The 19141-nt window shown below is 63.2% G+C and carries 16 protein-coding genes; 11 read left to right on the forward strand and 5 right to left on the reverse strand.

Translation table 11 applies throughout. The features are described 5' to 3' along the window. Nucleotides 1–74: 74 nt before the first annotated feature. Nucleotides 75–824 (forward strand): SDR family oxidoreductase, encoded by a 750-nt coding sequence (locus GVL52_RS11770; protein WP_160007176.1) that lies wholly within the window; start codon nt 75–77, stop codon nt 822–824. Between the two features lie 68 nt (nt 825–892). On the opposite strand, the gene GVL52_RS11775 is transcribed toward GVL52_RS11770, so the two are convergent. Both GVL52_RS11775 and GVL52_RS11780 read right to left on the reverse strand, forming a co-directional pair. Further along, nucleotides 893–2278, reverse strand: coding sequence for a PepSY domain-containing protein (locus tag GVL52_RS11775; protein WP_160007178.1), 1386 nt, complete (start codon nt 2276–2278; stop codon nt 893–895). A gap of 59 nt (nt 2279–2337) precedes the next feature. Beyond that, complete coding sequence (locus GVL52_RS11780) at nt 2338–2757, reverse strand: DUF2946 domain-containing protein (RefSeq protein WP_160007180.1); 420 nt, start codon at nt 2755–2757, stop codon at nt 2338–2340. Nucleotides 2758–2972: 215 nt separating this feature from the next. On the opposite strand from GVL52_RS11780, the gene GVL52_RS11785 reads away from it, so the two are divergent. Both GVL52_RS11785 and coaBC read left to right on the forward strand, forming a co-directional pair. Next, entirely contained in the window at nt 2973–3989 is a 1017-nt protein-coding gene (locus tag GVL52_RS11785) for a DMT family transporter (protein ID WP_244619153.1), read from the forward strand. Nucleotides 3990–4077: 88 nt separating this feature from the next. Then, complete coding sequence (coaBC, locus tag GVL52_RS11790) at nt 4078–5289, forward strand: bifunctional phosphopantothenoylcysteine decarboxylase/phosphopantothenate--cysteine ligase CoaBC (protein WP_160007182.1); 1212 nt, start codon at nt 4078–4080, stop codon at nt 5287–5289. Here coaBC and GVL52_RS11795 read toward each other — a convergent pair. After that, nucleotides 5276–6085: a class II glutamine amidotransferase gene (locus GVL52_RS11795; protein WP_160007184.1), complete on the reverse strand. Its 810-nt coding sequence runs from the start codon at nt 6083–6085 to the stop codon at nt 5276–5278. The two genes, coaBC and GVL52_RS11795, sit on opposite strands and share 14 nt — an antisense overlap. Nucleotides 6086–6345: 260 nt before the next feature. On the opposite strand from GVL52_RS11795, the gene GVL52_RS11800 reads away from it, so the two are divergent. The 6 genes from GVL52_RS11800 to otsA all read left to right on the forward strand — a co-directional run bounded on the left by GVL52_RS11800 (nt 6346) and on the right by otsA (nt 13841). Next, nucleotides 6346–7257: a pirin family protein gene (locus GVL52_RS11800; RefSeq protein WP_160007186.1), complete on the forward strand. Its 912-nt coding sequence runs from the start codon at nt 6346–6348 to the stop codon at nt 7255–7257. A gap of 637 nt (nt 7258–7894) precedes the next feature. Beyond that, nucleotides 7895–8572: a FadR/GntR family transcriptional regulator gene (locus GVL52_RS11805; protein ID WP_160007188.1), complete on the forward strand. Its 678-nt coding sequence runs from the start codon at nt 7895–7897 to the stop codon at nt 8570–8572. Further along, nucleotides 8569–9861 carry an MFS transporter gene (locus tag GVL52_RS11810; protein ID WP_160007190.1) on the forward strand — a complete coding sequence of 431 codons (1293 nt, stop codon included), beginning with the start codon at nt 8569–8571 and terminating at the stop codon, nt 9859–9861. The genes GVL52_RS11805 and GVL52_RS11810 overlap by 4 nt, the downstream gene beginning before the upstream one ends. Before the next feature lie 86 nt (nt 9862–9947). After that, nucleotides 9948–11519, forward strand: coding sequence for a S10 family peptidase (locus tag GVL52_RS11815; RefSeq protein ID WP_160007192.1), 1572 nt, complete (start codon nt 9948–9950; stop codon nt 11517–11519). Between the two features lie 91 nt (nt 11520–11610). Further along, complete coding sequence (gene otsB / locus GVL52_RS11820) at nt 11611–12408, forward strand: trehalose-phosphatase (protein WP_160007194.1); 798 nt, start codon at nt 11611–11613, stop codon at nt 12406–12408. A 59-nt stretch (nt 12409–12467) separates the two neighbouring features. Next, nucleotides 12468–13841 (forward strand): alpha,alpha-trehalose-phosphate synthase (UDP-forming), encoded by a 1374-nt coding sequence (gene otsA / locus GVL52_RS11825; RefSeq protein ID WP_160007196.1) that lies wholly within the window; start codon nt 12468–12470, stop codon nt 13839–13841. 10 nt (nt 13842–13851) lie between these two features. Here the strand turns inward: otsA and GVL52_RS11830 are convergent, their stop codons facing one another. Then, entirely contained in the window at nt 13852–14751 is a 900-nt protein-coding gene (locus tag GVL52_RS11830) for a LysR family transcriptional regulator (RefSeq protein WP_160007198.1), read from the reverse strand. Nucleotides 14752–14850: 99 nt separating this feature from the next. Between GVL52_RS11830 and choX the strand changes: the two genes are divergently transcribed. Next, nucleotides 14851–15801, forward strand: coding sequence for a choline ABC transporter substrate-binding protein (gene choX / locus GVL52_RS11835; RefSeq protein WP_160007200.1), 951 nt, complete (start codon nt 14851–14853; stop codon nt 15799–15801). 21 nt (nt 15802–15822) lie between these two features. Further along, nucleotides 15823–17337 (forward strand): choline-sulfatase, encoded by a 1515-nt coding sequence (gene betC, locus GVL52_RS11840; RefSeq protein ID WP_160007202.1) that lies wholly within the window; start codon nt 15823–15825, stop codon nt 17335–17337. Nucleotides 17338–17544: 207 nt separating this feature from the next. Here betC and GVL52_RS11845 read toward each other — a convergent pair whose 3' ends face one another. After that, on the reverse strand, nt 17545–19125 hold the full coding sequence (locus tag GVL52_RS11845; protein WP_160007204.1) for a peptide chain release factor 3: 1581 nt from the start codon (nt 19123–19125) through the stop codon (nt 17545–17547). Between the last annotated feature and the right edge of the window lie 16 nt (nt 19126–19141).

Here is a 19141-nt window from a genome sequence, read left to right on the forward strand (position 1 = left end):
CAAGGCATCCTATCCAACAGCCGCCTTAAGCAATATCACCGGGCAAGACGCCCGCACAGCAAGGACCAACGTCAATGTCACGCCTCAGCAACAAGACAGCCCTCATCACCGGCGGCACCAGCGGCATCGGGCTTGAAACCGCCCGGCAGTTCATCGCCGAAGGTGCCCGCGTCGCCATCACCGGCAGCAGCGCCGGAAGCGTCGAGGCCGCCCGCTCCGAGCTTGGCGACAAGGCACTGGTGATCCAGGCCGATGCCGGCAATGCGGCCGGCCAGCAGATCGTCGCCAGCGCTATCAAGGACGCCTTCGGCCATCTCGACATTCTGTTCGTCAACGCCGGCGTGGCGGAGTTCGGCCCGCTGGAACAGTGGACAGAGGCGGCATTCGACAAGTCGATCGCGATCAATGTGAAGGGGCCGTTCTTCCTGATCCAGGCGCTGCTGCCGATCTTTTCGAAGCAGGCTGCCATCGTGCTCAACACGTCGATCAATGCCCATATCGGCATGCCGAACTCCAGCGTCTATTCGCTGACCAAGGGCGCATTGCTCACCATGGCCAAGACGCTGTCCGGCGAACTCATCGGCCGCGGCATCCGCGTCAATGCCGTCAGCCCCGGCCCGATCGCCACGCCGCTCTACAGCAAGCTCGGCGCTTCGGAAGCGGATGCGAAGGCGATGACCGCGCATATCCAGTCGCAGATTCCGGTCGGCCGGTTCGGCGACGCCGCCGAAGTCGCCAAGACCGTCATCTTTCTCGCCTCCGACGAGGCGACCTATATCGTCGGCAGCGAGTTGGTCATCGATGGCGGGATGAGCAATCTCTGAGGTGCAGGTTTCATCTGCACCCCGTAGAAGAGACAGGAGGCATCCCTCGCGGATGCCTCCTGTCGGCGTCAGACCGATCGCCGTGTCATGGTCCTGATATAGATCCAGTCCAGTACCAGCATGATCACCAGCGACAGGCCGACCAGCGGGAAGATGATGCCGCCAATGACGAGGATGGCGATCAGGCCGCGGAACACCCGCCTGTCCGAAGGCATCGGCGGCACGCCGAGCGATCCCTTGGGACGCCGCTTCCACCACATGACGCCAGCCGAGACAACGAGCAGGACAATCGCCATGCAGACGACGAGCAGTACCAGCTGATTGGCCAGCCCGAATTCCTGGCCCATGTGGACGTTGACGCTCCATTCCAGCGCCTTGCCGAGCGGACCGTAATCGGCATAGCTCATGTCGATCAGCGGCTTGCCGGTATATTGATCCAGATGCACGACGCGCTGCTGCTGCAGATCATCGGGATAGACGGAGCCGGTGTAGACGCCCATCGCATCGACAGGGATGTTGACCGCATAGCCGTGGTGCAGGCCGAGCTGGTTGAAGGTGGCGACGGCCTGATCGAGGCCGATCAGAGTTCCGCCATGCAGGTGCTCCGGCGACTGCGAAACGTGTGACTGCGGGATTTGCGCCTGCTCCAGCGACCATGTGGTCTTGGCGACGTGGTCGATATGCTCGTCGGACATGGGCACCGCGACGCGGACGCCGGCGGGGTAGCCGAAGTTGTTGCCATTGGCCCACTCGTTGACCTTGGCGCCCCAGACGCCCGACCAGGGCATGCCGGTGACCGCTAGGAAGACGATGAAGCCGCCGACGAAGATGCCGGTGACGGCGTGGGTATCGCGCCAGAAGACGCGACGTTTGGGCGTGCCGCGGATGCTGAGCACGCCGCCGGTCTGCTTGCGCGGCCACCAGAGATAGATGCCGGTGCCGACAAGCAGGATCGACCAGCCGGCCGAAATCTCGATCAGCGAGCGGGCGAAGGAGCCGAAATATTTCAGGCTGTGGATGTAGCGCACCGTCCACATGATGGTGCCGCGATCCGGCAACGATCCGAGAACCTTGCCTGTGTAGGGATCGACATAGACGGCGAGCTTGCCCTGGCTTTCGGTGTTGATGGTGATCTCCGCCGACATCCGCGGATCCGACGGATCGGTGAACTTGATGGCCGTTCCCGGATATGCGGCAAGGGCTGCGGATACCATCGTGGACGGCGAAACCGCGGCTGCCGTTTGCGACGCGACGACCCGCTTCAGGTCGGCATGGACGAGATTGTCGATCTCGTCGCGGAACAGATAGAGCGCGCCGGTGACGGCGAGCGACAGCAGGAAGGGCAGGACCAGCAGGCCGGCGTAAAAATGCCAGCGCCAGACGGCGCGGTAAAAATCGGATGCGGAACGCACGGCAGCGCCGGTGCTCTCCCGACCGATGGTCATATCGGACATGAGTGTCTCCTAACGATGAAAGAATGGGGCCGGCGCAAGCGCGCGCAGGCAATCAGACGTCAGGAGATCGAAGGTGGTGCGCGCGGTTGGGCGATCCGGCCGCGCAGTGTCGGCGTGAATGATGTTTCGAGAGCGAAGGCAGTTGTGATGGCCGTCTCGACGGCGGTGTAGGCGACGCTATCATCCGCGCCGAGAATTGCCGGCATTGCGTGGGACGCGAGGCGGCAGAGAGTGCCGCAGGGGCAATCGGCGGCCTTGCCATGCGAGGACCCGTGTGAATGGTCGTCACTTTCGGCCTGCGCTGCGGAGATTTCTCCTGCCGTCGAACAGATCGAGTGCAGGGGATCGACGGCCATGACAGCCATGGCGCCCTGCGCCTGGCCGGAGAGCAGACCTTGGATCATCAACAGGCAAGCGACGAGCAGCGTGATGGCGCTCGTCGATACCCTGTCCCGCAATATGGTTCTGATCATCCCCATGTGAGCTGCATGCCATAGGGCATGTCGAATGTCACGCCTGCAAGCATCTGCGCTCATGGCGGATTATCCCAATTCCGTCATGGACTTAGGAAGCAGACAGCGGGAGATGCGACCTTTGGCCACCTCAACTTCTGATCAAAATAGTCGGTGCGCGTCTTCTACCGCACCAAGCCTGTTCCCTTGCCACCCGCGGCATGTCGCAGCCGGACGCTTGATTGGCCGGACGTTACCCCATAGTGGGAATTGTGGCCTGTTCGGTCATCCCCATTCCCTTCCATGTCGAGCGGCTTGCCGTTCTGGAGACCTCCATGCTGTTCGGTGTCCTCTGCGGCATTGCCACCTGCGCCCTGTGGGGCCTGACCTTCGTCGTGCCGCGCGCCATCGCGCCATTCACGACGCTCGACCTGACAGTCACCCGCTACGGCCTGTTTGCCCTGACGAGCATTGTGTTGATGATCCATCCGCGGTTCCGGCCGCGTGGCATCGCGCTGCGCCCTGTGATCACGGCGCTGCTTCTCGGCGGCGTCGGCTATGTCGGCTATTTCATCAGCGTGGCCTATGCCGTGCGGTTTTCCGGTGCTGCCATTCCGCCGCTGGTGATCGGCACGATGCCTGTGATCCTGGCGCTGATCGCCAATTTTCGCGACCGGTCGGTGTCGTGGCGGCTGCTGGCTCTGCCGCTGGTGCTGATCGCCATCGGGATCGCCTGGGTGAATGTCGCGGTCTTTGCCTCGACGCCCGTCGGCGACCGGGCAATGATCGTCTACGGCATTGCGTCGGCCGCCATCGGGCTGGTGCTCTGGGTGATCTACGGGCTGGCGAGCACCGCCATCATGCAGTCCGACGAAGCACCTGACATCCTGCAATGGACCGGTTTGCAGGGCATCGGCGCCGGGCTTGGCAGCCTCGTGCTGATCCCTCTGACCTCGCTGAACACGCAGATCGTCTACACCGATATCGAGTTGCTGCGTTTCATCTTGTGGTCGCTGATCATGGGGCTGGCCGGCGCCTGGCTGGCAACGCTTCTGTGGATGATTGCCTCCAAGCGGCTGCCGCTGGCGCTGGCAGCACAGCTGATCGTCGCCGAGACAGTATTCGGCCTGATCTTCGGCTTCGTGTTCGAGCAGCGTCTTCCGACGGTTGCCGAGGCCGGCGGATCGCTGCTGCAACTGGCCGGCGTCGGCATGGCTATCGCGATCTTCAGCCGTGTCCGGCAGCAGCAACACGCCTGACAGGCAGCCGGACTGATCGGCGCCGATTGCTTATTATCCGCCAAAGGCTTAGGGTCTTAGGCAGTCAATTCTACGACGGACAGGCGTCATGGTTCTCAGCGGCAAACGCATCCTCCTCATCATCTCGGGCGGCATCGCGGCCTATAAAAGCCTCGACCTGATCCGCCGACTGCGCGAGCGCGGCGCCTCGGTGCGGCCGGTGATGACTGCGGGAGCGCAGCAGTTCATCACACCGCTTGCCGTCGGCGCGCTTGCCGCCGATCACGTGTTCACCGATCTGTTTTCGCGGCAGGACGAGCAGGATGTCGGCCATATCCGGCTGGCCCGCGATTGCGACCTCGTGCTGATTGCACCTGCGACCGCCGACCTGATGGCGAAGATGGCGAACGGGCTTGCCGATGATCTTGCCTCGACCGCGCTTTTGGCCACCGACCGGCCTGTGCTGATCGCGCCGGCGATGAACCCGCACATGTGGGCGCATGCCGCGACGAGACGGAACGTCGCAACACTCAAGAGCGACGGCATTCACTTCATCGGGCCGATGGCGGGCGAAATGGCGGAAAGCCGGGAGGCCGGTGTCGGCCGCATGGCGGAGCCGCTGGAGATCGTGGCTGCGGCCGAAACTTTGCTCGACACCAGCCCGAAGCCGCTGGCCGGCCGCAAGGCGATCGTCACCTCCGGGCCGACGCATGAGCCGATCGACCCGGTGCGCTACATCGCCAACCGCTCGTCCGGCCGGCAGGGTCACGCGATCGCCGCGGCGCTGGCGCGGCTCGGTGCCGATGTGACGCTGGTGTCAGGTCCGGTGACGATTGCCGATCCGGCAGGCGTCAAGACCATTCATGTGGAGCGCGCCGACGAGATGCGCGATGCGGTACTGACAGCGCTTCCCGCCGATATCGCTGTGATGGTCGCCGCCGTCGCCGACTGGCGCGTGGCGTCTGCCTCGGACCAGAAGATCAAGAAGCACCCGGGCGAATCCATTCCGACACTGGCGCTGACCGAAAACCCCGACATTCTGAAAACCATCGGCCATCACACGATGCGGCCGAAGCTGGTGATCGGCTTTGCGGCGGAGACGCAGGACGTCGACAACAATGCCCGGGCAAAGCTGGAGCGCAAGGGCGCCGACATGATCGTCGCCAACGACGTTTCGCCGGCAACCGGGATCATGGGCGGCGCGCGCAACCGGGTGAAGATCGTCAGCCGTGCCGGCATCGAGCAGTGGCCCGATATGACAAAAGAGGATGTCGCGACGAAGTTGGCGGCGCTGATTGCCGAACGTCTCAGGCAGAGATGACCATCGGTTCGGCCTTTGCCGCCACCGGCATCGGGCGGAACGGGGTGATATCAAGACCCCTGTCGGTCAGAGTGACGGCGCTGCCATCTGGAATTTCCGCCCAGGCATCGACATCGTCGTTGAGCGGCTCGGACACCAGGCAATAGCCGTTGCCAACTGGGGATGCATAGAGCGTCGGTGCCTTGCGATCGGTCGCATAGCGGATGGCATAGAGTGTCTTGCCATCGGAAAAAGCGGCGGTATAGCGGATCAGCGCCGAGCCGAGGATGTTTTCGGCCAGCCCCTCGATGAAGCGGATCATTTCGGCCATCGCCGAGATCGGTGTCTGGCGCAGGCCGAACTGCAAGGCCAGCATGAACATCAGTTCGGAATCGGTGGTGCCGCCGCGGGCGTTGAACAGGTCGTCGTCGAGCATTGCCTCCATCGACCGGCGCAGGCGCTCGAAGCCTGATATCTGGCCGTTGTGCATGAACGACCAGTTGCCGAAGACGAAGGGATGACAGTTATCCCGCCTTGTGCCGCCGCCGGTGGCAGCGCGGACATGGGCGAGGAACAATGGCGAACTGATCTGCCGCGCCAGGCTCTTCAGATTGCAATCCGACCAGGCGGGAAGCGTGTCGCGGTAGCGGCCGGGCTCGGGATGGTCGCCATACCAGGCAATGCCGAAGCCATCGCCATTGGTCGCGGTCTTGGCGCGGGTGGCGCAATGGGATTGTTCGATCAGCGAGTGCGCAGGCGAAGAGACAAGCTCCTCAAGGTAGAGGGGTTTTCCGCGATAGGCTGCCCAGCGACACATGCTCTTTCCACTCCGCGACCCGCCTTACCCGAAGCGGGAAATTGCCGAAACGCAATGATGATTGTCGAATCCGATGGTTAATAAGAACTAAACACCGGCATGGCTTGCAAGTCGAAGATGACGTTTTCCGACATTGACGGCAATCAATTTCCGCAATGCAGCATTTTCTTTTGTGAACAGTGCGTTTTCAGCGGCGACCTTCGCGGGTTGGGCCGGGGCGACTATAGTCCGATCCAACGTCAAACCTTCGAGAGGATGCCATGTCGATCCGCCCTGTAAAGCATGTCAGCACTGCCACGCCGACCATGGAAGGTGCGGGCGTCAAGCTGCATCGTGTCTTCGGTTTCGGCGATCCGTCGCTGACGGATCCGTTCCTGATGATGGACGATTTCCGCAATGACAATCCGGCCGAGTACAGTCGCGGTTTCCCCTGGCATCCGCATCGCGGCATCGAGACCATCACCTATGTGCTGGCCGGTACCGTTGAGCATGGCGACAGCCTGGGTAACCGCGGCCTGCTCGGCGCCGGCGATATCCAGTGGATGACGGCCGGCAGCGGCATCATGCACCAGGAAATGCCGAAGGGCGATTTTGCCGGGCGAATGCATGGCTTCCAGCTGTGGGCCAACCTGCCATCGTCGTTGAAGATGACGGCACCGCGCTATCAGGACGTCAAATCGACAGACATTCCTGTCGTCATCGATGATGACGGAACCGCGGTACGGATCATCTGTGGTGACTTCTGGGGCAAGGCGGGGCCGGTGGACGGCATCGCAGCGGAGCCTGTCTATCTCGACGTCTCGGTGCCGCCGGGCAAGAAGAAACGGCTGCCTGTCGATACCTACCGCAATGCCTTTGCTTACATCTTTGCAGGCTCCGGCACCTTCCGCGATGCGTCGATGCCGCTCGGCGTGCGTGTAGAGAAGGAAGTCAACGGCGAGGAGTTGAACATTCGCGACATGTCCGGCAACCGCACGCTCGTGGTTTTCGACAGCGGCGACGAGGTAACCGTGCAGGCTGGCGAACAGGGCATCCGTTTCCTGCTGGTCTCCGGCAAGCCGATCGAGGAGCCCGTCGCCTGGCATGGGCCGATCGTGATGAATTCCCGTGAGGAAATCAATCAGGCCATGCGGGAGTTGCAGAACGGCACGTTCATCAAGGCCGCGCACTGAGCAGCAAGCCTTGATAGAAACGCCGGAATGGCCTATGTTGCAGGAGTAGGAGGCAGGTTCCAGCCTGCCTCCCGCTTGCTTAGGTGAAGAAATTGACCCGGACCTCCAGCAACCAGCTGGTCCGGGTTTTTCTTACCCTAAACGTGATGCTAAGTGGAAACCACATAGCTCACCTCCTTGTGAGATGGCGAGGCCGATCGCCGCGGTCGGAATTGCCCATCTTCCCCGATCCCGTCGGCTGGCGCGACGGACGCTGCTTTGCCACTCACGACAGAACGATTATCACCCAAAGGTTGCAATTTCCAGAATTTGACGATTCGATCTTGCATCTCGTGCGAATCGTCATACCTTTTACTCATCGACAACAGAACGAAAGGAAGGTGATCCAATGTCTAATGAGATTTCGGACCTCGTAACGGGCATGGAAGTGGTGATGAAGGCGAGGCAGCCCTCGCTCTGAAACCCGCCTTCCTGGGATCGCCAAAGCGGTCCGGCCGAATTACAGGCCAAAACTCATGGAAAGGGTCGCTTCGTGCGGCCCTTTTCCTTTTGTGGCCGTTTGCGTTCGGCCCATCGATTGACGAAACGCAGTTTGCAGAATAATCATAAAGTCATCTGATGACTTTATGAGATAGTGATGCAGCCCCTTTCCAAAACCAATCTTGCGGAGACCGCTGCTGAGGCGATTCGTGCCGATATCCTTGCCAAGCGCTGGGCGGTCGGCGACAAGCTGCCGAACGAGGCGACGCTTTCCGCAATGCTGTCGGTCAGCCGCGGCACCGTTCGCGAGGCGGTGCGCGTGCTCGCGTCCCAGGGGCTGCTGGAAACCCGGCAGGGATCCGGAACCTATGTGCTGTCGACCACCGATGCCGCACTGCCGTTGACCATGGCGCGGCGGGCGGGCTTACGCGATCTGTTCGAAGCGCGCTGTGCGCTCGATGTCGAGGCGGCGCGGCTGGCGGCCATCCGCCATGCCCCGCAGGCGCTTGTGACATTGCGCACGCTGCTTGCCGAGCGCGGCAATTTCGCGGGCGGCGACAAGGCTGCCTTCATCAGCCGCGACCTTGCCTTTCACAAGGCGGTCATTGCCGCTTCCGGCAACCGGGCGATGATCGAGATCTACGACTTCTTCTCCGCCTCGATCGCCGAGACGATCGAGGCGACGCTTGGGGAGGATATTCCCGAGCCCGACATGCAGGCGCATGCCGATATCATCGACGCCATTGCCACCGGCAACCCCGAAACAGCCGATGCCGCGGTGCGCCGCTTCATGGCCCCCGTTATCACAGCCCTCGACCGGATGATCCTTTCATGACTTCGCCTTTGCAAGACGCCGCGCATATCTACGACCGGGCCGACGAACAGTTGATAGACGCCGAAGCCGACAGCGTGCCGCAGCCGCAGCCACCATCGGGCAAGAGCGCCGTGGGGCGGATCGTGCTCGGCGTCAGCCTGGTGCTGATCGCCTTCAACCTGCGGCCGCTGTTTTCGAGCGCCTCGGCGCTGCTGCCGGAAATCCGCAGTGAACTGGGGCTCTCGGCGCTGGGCGCCAGCCTGCTGACGACGCTGCCCGTGGTCTGCCTCGGCGCCTTCTCGCCGCTGGCACCGAAGCTTGCGCAGCGTATCGGTGCCGAGCGCGCACTGCTTGGCGTGCTGCTGCTTCTGGCGCTCGGCACGGCGATGCGCGGCCTGTCCTCCATTCCGCTGCTGTTCTTCGGCTCGGCCCTGGCCGGTGCCTGTATCGCGGTCGGCAATGTCCTGCTGCCCGGCCTGGTGAAGCGCGACTTCGCCGATCGTGCGGCGCTGATGACCGGTTTCTACACGATGGCGCTCTGCGCCGGTGCCGCGGGGGCGGCGGGCTTTACGCTGCCACTGGAAAAGGCGTTCGGCGGCTCGATGGCGGCGGCACTGGCCGTCTGGGCACTGCCTGCCCTCATCGTCGGGCTGATCTGGCTGCCGCAGGTGCTGTCGATGAAAAGCCAGGTCAAGCGCAGCGGCTTTTCGGTCGAGGGGCTCTGGCGGGATCGGCTGGCGTGGCAGGTGACGCTGTTCATGGGGCTGCAGTCGGCGCTGGCCTATTGCATCTTCGGCTGGCTGGTACCGATCCTCCGCGAGCGCGGTCTCGATGGCGTCACCGCCGGCGCCATCGTCTCCGTATCGGTGATGGTGCAGGCCGCGTCCTGCCTCGTTGCGCCGCAGATTGCGGTGCGTGGCAAGGACCAGCGCGTCATCAACGCGGCTCTCTGCTGCATCGCGGTCGTGGCGCTGCTCGGGCTGCTGTTTGCGCCGCTGTCGACCGTGTGGTTCTGGGCCGTGCTGCAGGGGGTCGGACAGGGCGGGCTGATTGCGGCGGCGATGACGACGATCGTGCTGCGGTCTCGCGACCAGCATGTGGCGGCGCATCTCTCCGGCATGGCGCAATGCGTCGGCTATCTGCTTGCGGCAATCGGGCCGCTGATCGTCGGGCTGATCCGCAGCTGGACCGGCAGCTTCGCCTGGTGCGCGGTGCTGTTCGTCGCAATTGGAACAGGTGCCGCGATCAATGGCTGGAATGCCGGACGGGCGCTGCATGTGAATGCGCGTACCGTCGAGAAGGCCAGCTAAGACGGCTATCACCATCTCTTGATACCGTCAGCCAAGCGGCTGATGCTAGGCTGAGCGAAATGACGAACTCTGTCGGAGGAACAGTCGTGCGTTTTCGGTCCGCCATCCTGACTGCAGCCTTGCTCGCAGCCTTGACCCCATCGCTGTCGAATGCGCAGAGCAACGCGCCAGCCGCCGACAGCGGCGCGACCACTCGGGGCGTAACAGCTGCTTCCGGCGGCGGGGCCCCTGTCAACCAGCGCGAAGGGGTGCTGAAACTGCTGCCGGCGGATTCGGTGACCGAGCACGAGATGACGATCGACGGGCGCAAGATCGCCTACACCGCGACCGCCGGAACGCTTGCCATGTTCGGCCAGGATGGTGCGCAGACGGCGGCGATCTTCTACACGGCCTATGTGAAGAAGGACGGCGGGACGGGCCGGCCGCTGACCTTTGCATTCAACGGCGGCCCGGGTGCGGCATCGGCTTTTCTGCATCTCGGCCTCGTCGGGCCAAGGATCGTCGATTTCGGGCCGAAGGGCGATGATGGGGCCGGCGCCAAGCTGATCGACAATCCGCATAGCTGGCTCGATTTCACCGACCTCGTGCTGATCGACCCGATCGGCACCGGCTGGAGCCGGACCGTAAAGGCCGATGATGCGGCCAAATATTACAATGTGAACTCGGACGCAGAGAGCATCGCCAAGGCGATTGCACTTTACGTGGCGCACAACAATCGCGCCGGTTCTCCGAAATATCTGCTCGGCGAGAGCTATGGCGGTTTTCGCGCGGCCAAGGTGGCCAGCGCGCTGAAGGACAGCCAGGGGATCATCGTTTCCGGTGCCATCATGCTGTCGCCGCTGATCGAGGGGCAGCTGATGTTCGGGGCGGACGAGTTTGCGCTGGGTGCGGCGCTGGAGCTGCCGTCGCTTGCCGCCGCCGAGATGGACCGGCAGAAGGCGTTTGACGAGACGAAGCAGCGTGAGGCAGAGCGTTTCGCGCTTGGTGACTATCTGACGACACTGGCGGGAGCTGCGCCCACGGGCGATGCGGCCAAGGCGTTCTACTCCAGGCTGGCGGCGATGACAGGCATCAGCGAGGACGTGGTGAAACAGAACCGCGGCTTTCTCGGCAATGCCTTTGCCAAGCAGGTGGGCAAGGGTGACGGTCTGGTCGCCAGCCCTTACGACGCCGCCTTCACCACCCCTGACGCTTATCCGGAGAGCAATACCGCGCGCGGTGACGATGCCATTCTCGATGGCTTCACCCGGGCCTATGGCGGCGCCTTTGCCGATTACGCCCGCAACGAGCTCGGCTTCAGGACCGAGATGACCTACACGCTGCTCGACAGCGATGTGAACAGGCAATGGGAATGGGGCGGGCGCCAGGCCGGATCGCGACTGCAGGCCAGCGTTACCGACGATATCAGAGAGCTGCTGGCGGCAACGCCGAGCTTTCGATTGCTGATCGCGCATGGCTACAGCGACCTCGTCACGCCGTATGGCGTCAGCCGCTATGTGGTCGATCACCTGCCGGCATCGCTTGCCGGTGGCCGGGTCGGCTTGAACGTCTATCAGGGCGGCCATATGTTCTATACCAGGGCCGACCAGGGCGCCCTTTTCACCCGCGATGCAAAGACGTTCTACGCGGCCCACCCACCAGCAACGCCAGCGGATTGAGCAGCGGGACGCCACGCTTTCAGCTCCCACCGGACTCTGCCGGATGACGTTTTGGGGTTGCCGGATGGGTTTTCTGCCATATTTAGACCACATGTCCTATCAAACGCAGCCATCCAGATCCCCGAAGCCGCAGCAGGCCTCAGGGACATCTTTCCTGTTCAACCTGCTCCGGTCCTCAGCCGCCGAGTGCGCACTGTTCCTCGATATCGACGGCACGCTGCTCGATCTTGCCGATACGCCCGACGGGATCATGGTCCCGCCGGCGCTGCCGCAGCAACTCGATGCGCTATCGCGCAAACTCGACGGCGCCGTGGCACTGGTGACCGGCCGGGCGCTCGGCTATGCCGACCAGCTGTTTGCTCCCTACCAGTTTCCGATCGCCGGTCTCCATGGTGCAGAGCTGCGCCGGCCGGATGGCGGGATCATCAAGGCGAAGACGACCGTCCCATTCGAAAAGCTGAAGACCGACCTTCGCAAGGCGACCGAAGGTTTCGCCGGCGTGCTGATCGAGGACAAGGGTGCCGCGGTTGCCGCCCACTACCGGCTGGCACCGAAGCGCCAGGTGGAGCTCGAACCATTGATGGAAGCGTTTCTGGCGAAAGCCGGTGAAAACTGGACGTTGCAGCGCGGCAAGATGGTTCTGGAAATCCGTCCTGCCAGCGCAGACAAGGGCCACGCGGTCGAGACCTTCCTGTCGCAAGCGCCATTTGTCGGCCGCCGGCCGATCGCGATCGGCGACGACATTACCGACGAGGCGATGTTTCATGTCGCCAACCGGCTGGGTGGCTATTCGATCCGGGTCGGGGCGCCGCTTTCCGGCACTGCCGCACAACTGACGATGCCAACTTCCGTTGCCCTGCGGGAACTGATCGCGCATCTCGCCGCCTGATCAGCGCCCCACTGTTATCTGTATTTTTTGCGTACTGCCGTTGTTGAAAGGAATATTGCGTGAGCCGTCTTGTGATTGTTTCGAACCGTGTCCCCGTTCCCGAAAAGGGTGGTGCAGCGGCGGCCGGCGGTCTTGCCGTGGCGCTGCAGGCAGCGCTGCAGCAGCGCGGCGGCATCTGGATGGGCTGGTCCGGCAAATCGAGCGGCGAGACCGAGCCAGGTCCTTTGCACATTCAGGAAGAGGGCAAGATCACCTACGCGCTCACCGACCTCACCGAGAAGGATGTCGAGGAGTATTATTTCGGTTTTGCCAACCGGGTGCTCTGGCCGATCTGCCACTATCGTCTGGATCTGGCAGAATACGGGCGCAAGGAAATGACCGGCTACTTCCGCGTCAACCGCTTCTTCGCGCATCGGCTGGCGCCGATGCTGGAGCCCGACGACACCATCTGGATTCACGATTATCACCTGATCCCGCTGGCTGCCGAACTGCGGCAGATGGGCGTGAAGAACAAGATCGGCTTCTTCCACCATATCCCGTGGCCGCCCGCCGACGTGCTGTTCAGCATGCCGGTGCATGAGGAGATCATGCGCGGGCTTGCCGCCTATGATCTGGTCGGCTTCCAGACGGACCACGATCTCGAGAATTTCGCCGGCTGCCTGCGCCGCGAGGAGATGGGCGACGCGCTCGGCGACGGGCGTTTCAACTCCGGCGACAAGATTTTCAAGGGCGGCGTCTATGGCATCGGCATCGAGACGGCGGCATTCGCCAAGTTTGCCCGCAAGGCGGTCAGCCATGCGATGGTGACCAAGGCCAAGGAAAGCATTCTCGACCGCGACCTGATCATCGGCGTCGATCGGCTCGACTATTCCAAGGGTCTCACCCAGCGCATCGACGCCTTCGAGCGCTTCGTGCTCAACAACCCAGCCCATCAGCGCAGCGTCACCTATCTGCAGGTGACGCCGAAATCGCGCTCGGAAGTGCCTGAATACGAGCAGATGCAGCGCACCGTCGCCGAGCAGGCCGGCCGCGTCAACGGCGCGCTCGGCACCGTCGATTGGGTGCCGATCCGCTATATCAACCGCTCGCTGAGCCGGCCGATCCTTGCCGGTCTCTATCGTCTGGCCAAGGTCGGGCTGGTGACCCCCCTTCGCGATGGCATGAACCTTGTGGCCAAGGAATATGTCGCCGCGCAGGACCCCGACGATCCGGGCGTGCTGGTTCTCTCACGTTTTGCCGGTGCCGCCCGCGAGCTGAAGGGGGCGCTGCTGGTCAATCCCTATGACATCGAGGGAACGGCCAATACGCTGGCGCGGGCGCTGAACATGCCGCTGGAAGAGCGCAAGGAGCGCTGGCAGCGGATGATGGATTATCTGCTCGTCCACGACGTCTCGCGTTGGTGCGACGACTTCCTGCAGGATCTGGCGGCCTGAGCCAAAAAGATCAGACGCCGGCTTCCGCCAGCATCCAGGCGGAGAGCTGCTCGCTTTGCGGCGTGCGGCTTTTCGGCTGCAGCAGCCAGTAGCCGCGGTCGGGCGCCTCGATCATCGGGCCGGCAACCGAGAGGATGCCGGTCGCAAGCAGCGTGTCGACCAACCCCATCCAGCCGAGCGCCAGTCCCTGCTCGCCAAGCGCTGCCTGCACCACCAGCGAATAGGTGTTGAAGCTCAGATCCCCCTGCCCGGCATAGGCTTCACGGCCGACGCCGAACTCCGAAAAATAGCTGCGCCAATCGAACCACGGCGATGGAGCCGCGGTATCGAGGTGAACGAGACGGCTGCGGGCGAGATCGGCGGGCGCCGCGAACGGGCCGTTGCGCTCGAGAAAGCCGGGGCTGCAGACCGGCGCCACCTTTTCCGGCAGCAGCAGCCTGGCATCGCGGCCGAAATCGGCGCGGCTGCCGAAAACCACCGACACGTCGCCCTCGCCCGAACGGTCACGCTCCATCCGCTGGGTGGCGATGATCTGGATATCCATGTCGGGATAGAGCAGCCGGAAGGCGTGCATGCGCGGGATCAGCCACAGCGACGAGAAGGCGTAATCGGTGTGCAGCCGGATCGATGGGCGCTCGACCTCGCTGCGCAGGCGGCGTGTCACTTGGTCGATGTCATCGACGCTGCGGGCGACGATATCGAACAGCCGCTGGCCCTCGGCGGTCAGTTCGACGCCGCGGTGCTTGCGGGTCAGGAGGGTGACGCCGATCTGCTCCTCGAGCCTGCGGATCTGGTAGCTGACGGCCGGCTGGGTGAGACCCAGCGAAGCGGCTGCGGACGACAGGCTGCCCATCCTGCCGATCTCGGCGAAGATGCGCATCCAGCCCAGGTCGATCGGCCGCTCTGCCATAAAAAATCCTTTTGGGAACCATCGAAAAAAGCCGCCTTCACAGCAGCAAGCCTAGTGTTGTTCAATAAAACTATCAAATGACAAAAAAGGGGAACTGCGATGACAGGAATTTCTGCAATCCGCCGTCTTGCTGCCGGTGTCATGCTCTCGGCGCTGGCCGTCGGCTCTGCCGCTGCTGCCGATGATGCATCGTGCAAGGTGATCCGCATGTCCGATCCGGGCTGGACCGACATCACCGCCACCAACGGCGTCACGTCGGTGATCATGACGGCGCTCGGCTACGAGCCAGACATCAAGACGCTGTCGGTGCCGATCGGCTACCAGTCGATGAAGAACGGCGAGATCGACGTCTTCCTCGGCAACTGGATGCCGGCGCAGAAGGCCTTCATCGACGACCTGACCGCCGCCAAGGCGATCGAGGTGATGAACAAGAACCTCGAAGGCGCCAAGTTCACGCTGGCCGTGCCGAGCTATGTCGCAGACAAGGGCGTCAAGGATTTCGCCGACCTGCAGAAGCATGGCGACGAGTTCGACCACAAGATCTACGGCATCGAGCCGGGTGCCCCTGCCAACGGCAATATCCAGAAGATGATCGACGCCAACGACTTCGGCCTCAAGGACTGGAAGCTGGTGGAATCGGGCGAGCAGGCGATGCTGGCGCAGGTCGAGCGTGCGTCGAAGGACAAGGGCGCCGTGGTGTTCCTCGCCTGGGCGCCGCATCCGATGAACGAGACGTTTTCGATCTCCTACCTCTCCGGTGGTGACGCCTATTTCGGTGCCAATTTCGGCGGCGCCGAGGTCTATACGCTGGCGCGCACCGGCTGGTCGGAGAAGTGCCCGAATGCGGCGGCGCTGGTGAAGAACCTGAAATTCGAGATCGGTATGGAAAACGCGCTGATGGGCTCGATCCTCGGCGGCGAGGACCCGAAGGCTGCAGCAACGGCCTGGCTGAAGGCCAATCCGAAGGCGGTGGACCCCTGGCTTTCCGGCGTCACCACGCTTGACGGCAAGCCTGCCGCGGACGCAGTTAAGGGCGCCCTCGGCCTCTAATATCTCAAGGACACAGACAGCATGGCGCGCCCGAATTTCCTCATCCTGATGGTCGACCAGTATAACGGGACGCTGTTTCCCGATGGGCCGGCCGAGTTTCTTCACGCGCCGCATCTGAAAGCCCTGGCGAAGCGCTCCGTGCGCTTTGCCAACACCTATACGGCAAGCCCGCTCTGCGCGCCGGCGCGGGCTTCCTTCATGTCCGGTCAGTTGCCGAGCCGCACCCGCGTCTACGACAACGCCGCGGAATTCGCCTCCGACATCCCGACCTTTGCGCACCACCTGCGGGCGGCCGGCTATCACACGGCGCTATCAGGCAAGATGCATTTCGTCGGCCCGGACCAGCTGCACGGCTTCGAGGAACGGCTGACCACCGATATCTACCCGGCCGATTTCGGCTGGACGCCTGACTACACCAAGCCCGGCGAGCGGATCGACTGGTGGTACCACAATCTCGGCTCGGTGACGGGCGCAGGTGTGGCCGAGATCACCAACCAGATGGAATATGACGACGAGGTCGCCTTCAACGCCACCCGCAAGCTCTATGACCTGTCGCGCCGCCAGGACGATCGTCCGTGGTGCCTGACGGTCAGCTTCACCCATCCACACGACCCCTATGTGGCGCGCCGCAAGTTCTGGGACCTCTACGAGGATTGCCCGCATCTCGACCCGGAGATCGGGCCGATCCCGTTCGACGAACAGGACCAGCATTCGCAGCGGCTGCTGAAGGCCTGCGACTACGATGCCTTCGAGATCACGCCCGAGCAGGTGCGCCGGGCACGCCGCGGCTATTTCGCCAACATCTCCTATGTCGACGAGAAGGTCGGCGAACTGCTCGACGTGCTGGAGCGCGGGCGGATGAGCGAGGATACCGTCATCCTGTTCGTCTCAGATCACGGCGACATGCTGGGCGAGCGCGGGCTGTGGTTCAAGATGTGCTTCTTCGACGGCGCGGCGCGGGTGCCGCTGTCGATCTGCGCGCCCGGCTGGGAACCAGCGCTGATCAGCCAACCGGTCTCGACCCTCGACGTGACGCCGACGCTGGCAGCGCTTGCCGGCATCGACATCACCAAGCTTGCGCCATGGACCGACGGCGAGGATCTGACGCCGCTGGCGACGGGCACGGGCGGGCGTGGACCGGTGCCGATGGAATACGCGGCGGAGGGCTCCGAGGCGCCGCTGGTCGGCCTGCGCGACGGGCGCTTCAAGCTGACGCTCTGCGACAAGGACCCGGCACTGCTGTTCGATCTCGACGCCGACCCCAGGGAGCTCAACAATCTGGCAACCGATCCCGCCTATGCCGAGACGCTGGCGGCGCTGACGGCGCAGGCCGACAAGCGCTGGAACCTTGCGAGCTTCGACGCCGCCGTGCGCGAAAGCCAGGCGCGGCGATGGGTGGTCTACGAGGCGTTGCGCAACGGCGCCTATTATCCGTGGGACTACCAGCCGCTGCAGAAGGCATCGGAGCGCTACATGCGCAACCACATGGATCTCAACGTGCTGGAGGAAAACCAGCGGTATCCGCGCGGGGAGTGAGATCGCGGCCGATACGATTTCGGGCCGGGCGATACGCGTTCAGGCGATGATCGCTGTCGGTGGACTGATCCTGGCCTTCATTGCCGTGTCAGCCGCGCTCGTGATCGCAAGCAGGCGGCCGCCGCAGGCCGGACGCCATCCTTCAGCACGTTCGCCGGTTGGAGAGCAACCGCCGATGTTCGGGCAGCGGGTCCGCCCGATGACATATCACGCCGCCTTGGCGACGTGATATTCCTTGATGGCAACCATCTTGATGGCGGGGAAGCGTTCCGACTCGTAGCGCAGCGAGAAGCTGTCCTGCGCCAAAAACACCGGATCGCCATCGAGATCGCGGGCGATATCGCCGCGCTTGACGGTGACGAACTTGTCGAGTTCGGCCGGCTGATCGGACGAGATCCAGCGGCAGACGGAGAAGCGCGACATTTCGAACGATACCGGCAGGCCGTATTCCGCCTGCAGGCGTTCCTTCAGAACGTCGAGCTGCAGGGCGCCGACGACGCCGACGATCGCCGGCGAACCATCCTCGGGAGAGAACAGCTGCACGACGCCTTCCTCGGCCATCTGCTGCAGCGCTTCCTTGAGCTTCTTTGCCTTCATCGCATCTTCGAGACGGACGCGGCGGAGAATTTCCGGCGAGAAGTTCGGCACGCCCTGGAACACCAGGTTTTCGCCTTCGGTCAGCGTATCGCCGATGCGCAGGGTGCCGTGGTTCGGAATGCCGACGACATCGCCGGCATAGGCGGTGTCGGCCAGCTGGCGCTGCGAGGCGAAGAAGAACTGCGGGGCGGTGAGGCCAAGCTGCTTGCCGGTGCGGGCCAGACGCGCCTTCATGCCGCGCTCGAGCTTGCCGGAGCAGATGCGGGCAAAGGCGATGCGGTCGCGGTGGTTCGGGTCCATGTTGGCCTGGATCTTGAAGACGAAGGCCGTCATCTTCTCGTCGGTGGCATGCACGGTCCTGGTATCGGCCACCTGGTCACGCGGCGGCGGCGCAAAATCGGCCAGCGCATTGATCAGATCGCGGACACCCAGATTGCGCAGCGCCGAACCGAAAAACACCGGCGTCATATGGCCTTCCAGAAATGCCTCGCGATCGAATGGGCGGCATGCCTCCTTTGCAAGCTCGACTTCGTCGATGAAAGCCGCGCGTTCGTTTTCCGGAAGGCGATCGGCCACGGCCTGTGGGCCATTGACTTCGATCGCATCCTCCTTGTCCGATCCGCGCACCCGGTTTCCGGCGAGGTGGTAAGTGCCGCAGAAGCTCTTGGAGCGGCCGATCGGCCAGGTGATCGGGGCGGTATCGAGCGCCAGCTTTTCCTCGACCTCATCGAGAATTTCGAAGACATCGCGGCTTTCACGGTCCATCTTGTTGATGAAGGTGATGATCGGAATGTCGCGCATGCGGCAGACTTCAAACAGCTTCAGCGTCCGTGGCTCGATACCCTTGGCGGCATCGATGACCATGATGGCCGCGTCGACCGCGGTCAGTGTACGGTAGGTATCGTCGGCGAAGTCTTCGTGACCGGGCGTATCGAGAATGTTGAAGACCTTGTCGGCATATTCGAAGGTCATCACCGAAGTGACGACCGAGATGCCGCGCTCGCGCTCGATCTTCATCCAGTCCGAACGGGTCTGGATGCGATCCTTCTTCGCCTTGACTTCACCGGCGAGCTGGATGGCACCGCCGAACAGCAGCAGCTTTTCGGTGAGCGTCGTCTTGCCCGCATCCGGGTGAGCGATAATAGCGAATGTGCGGCGGCGGGAAACCGCCTCGGCGAGACTTTCAGCCATGATTTTCAATCCTTCG

It is taken from the genome of Rhizobium sp. 18055 (genome assembly GCF_902706285.1).
GTDB lineage: Bacteria > Pseudomonadota > Alphaproteobacteria > Rhizobiales > Rhizobiaceae > Rhizobium.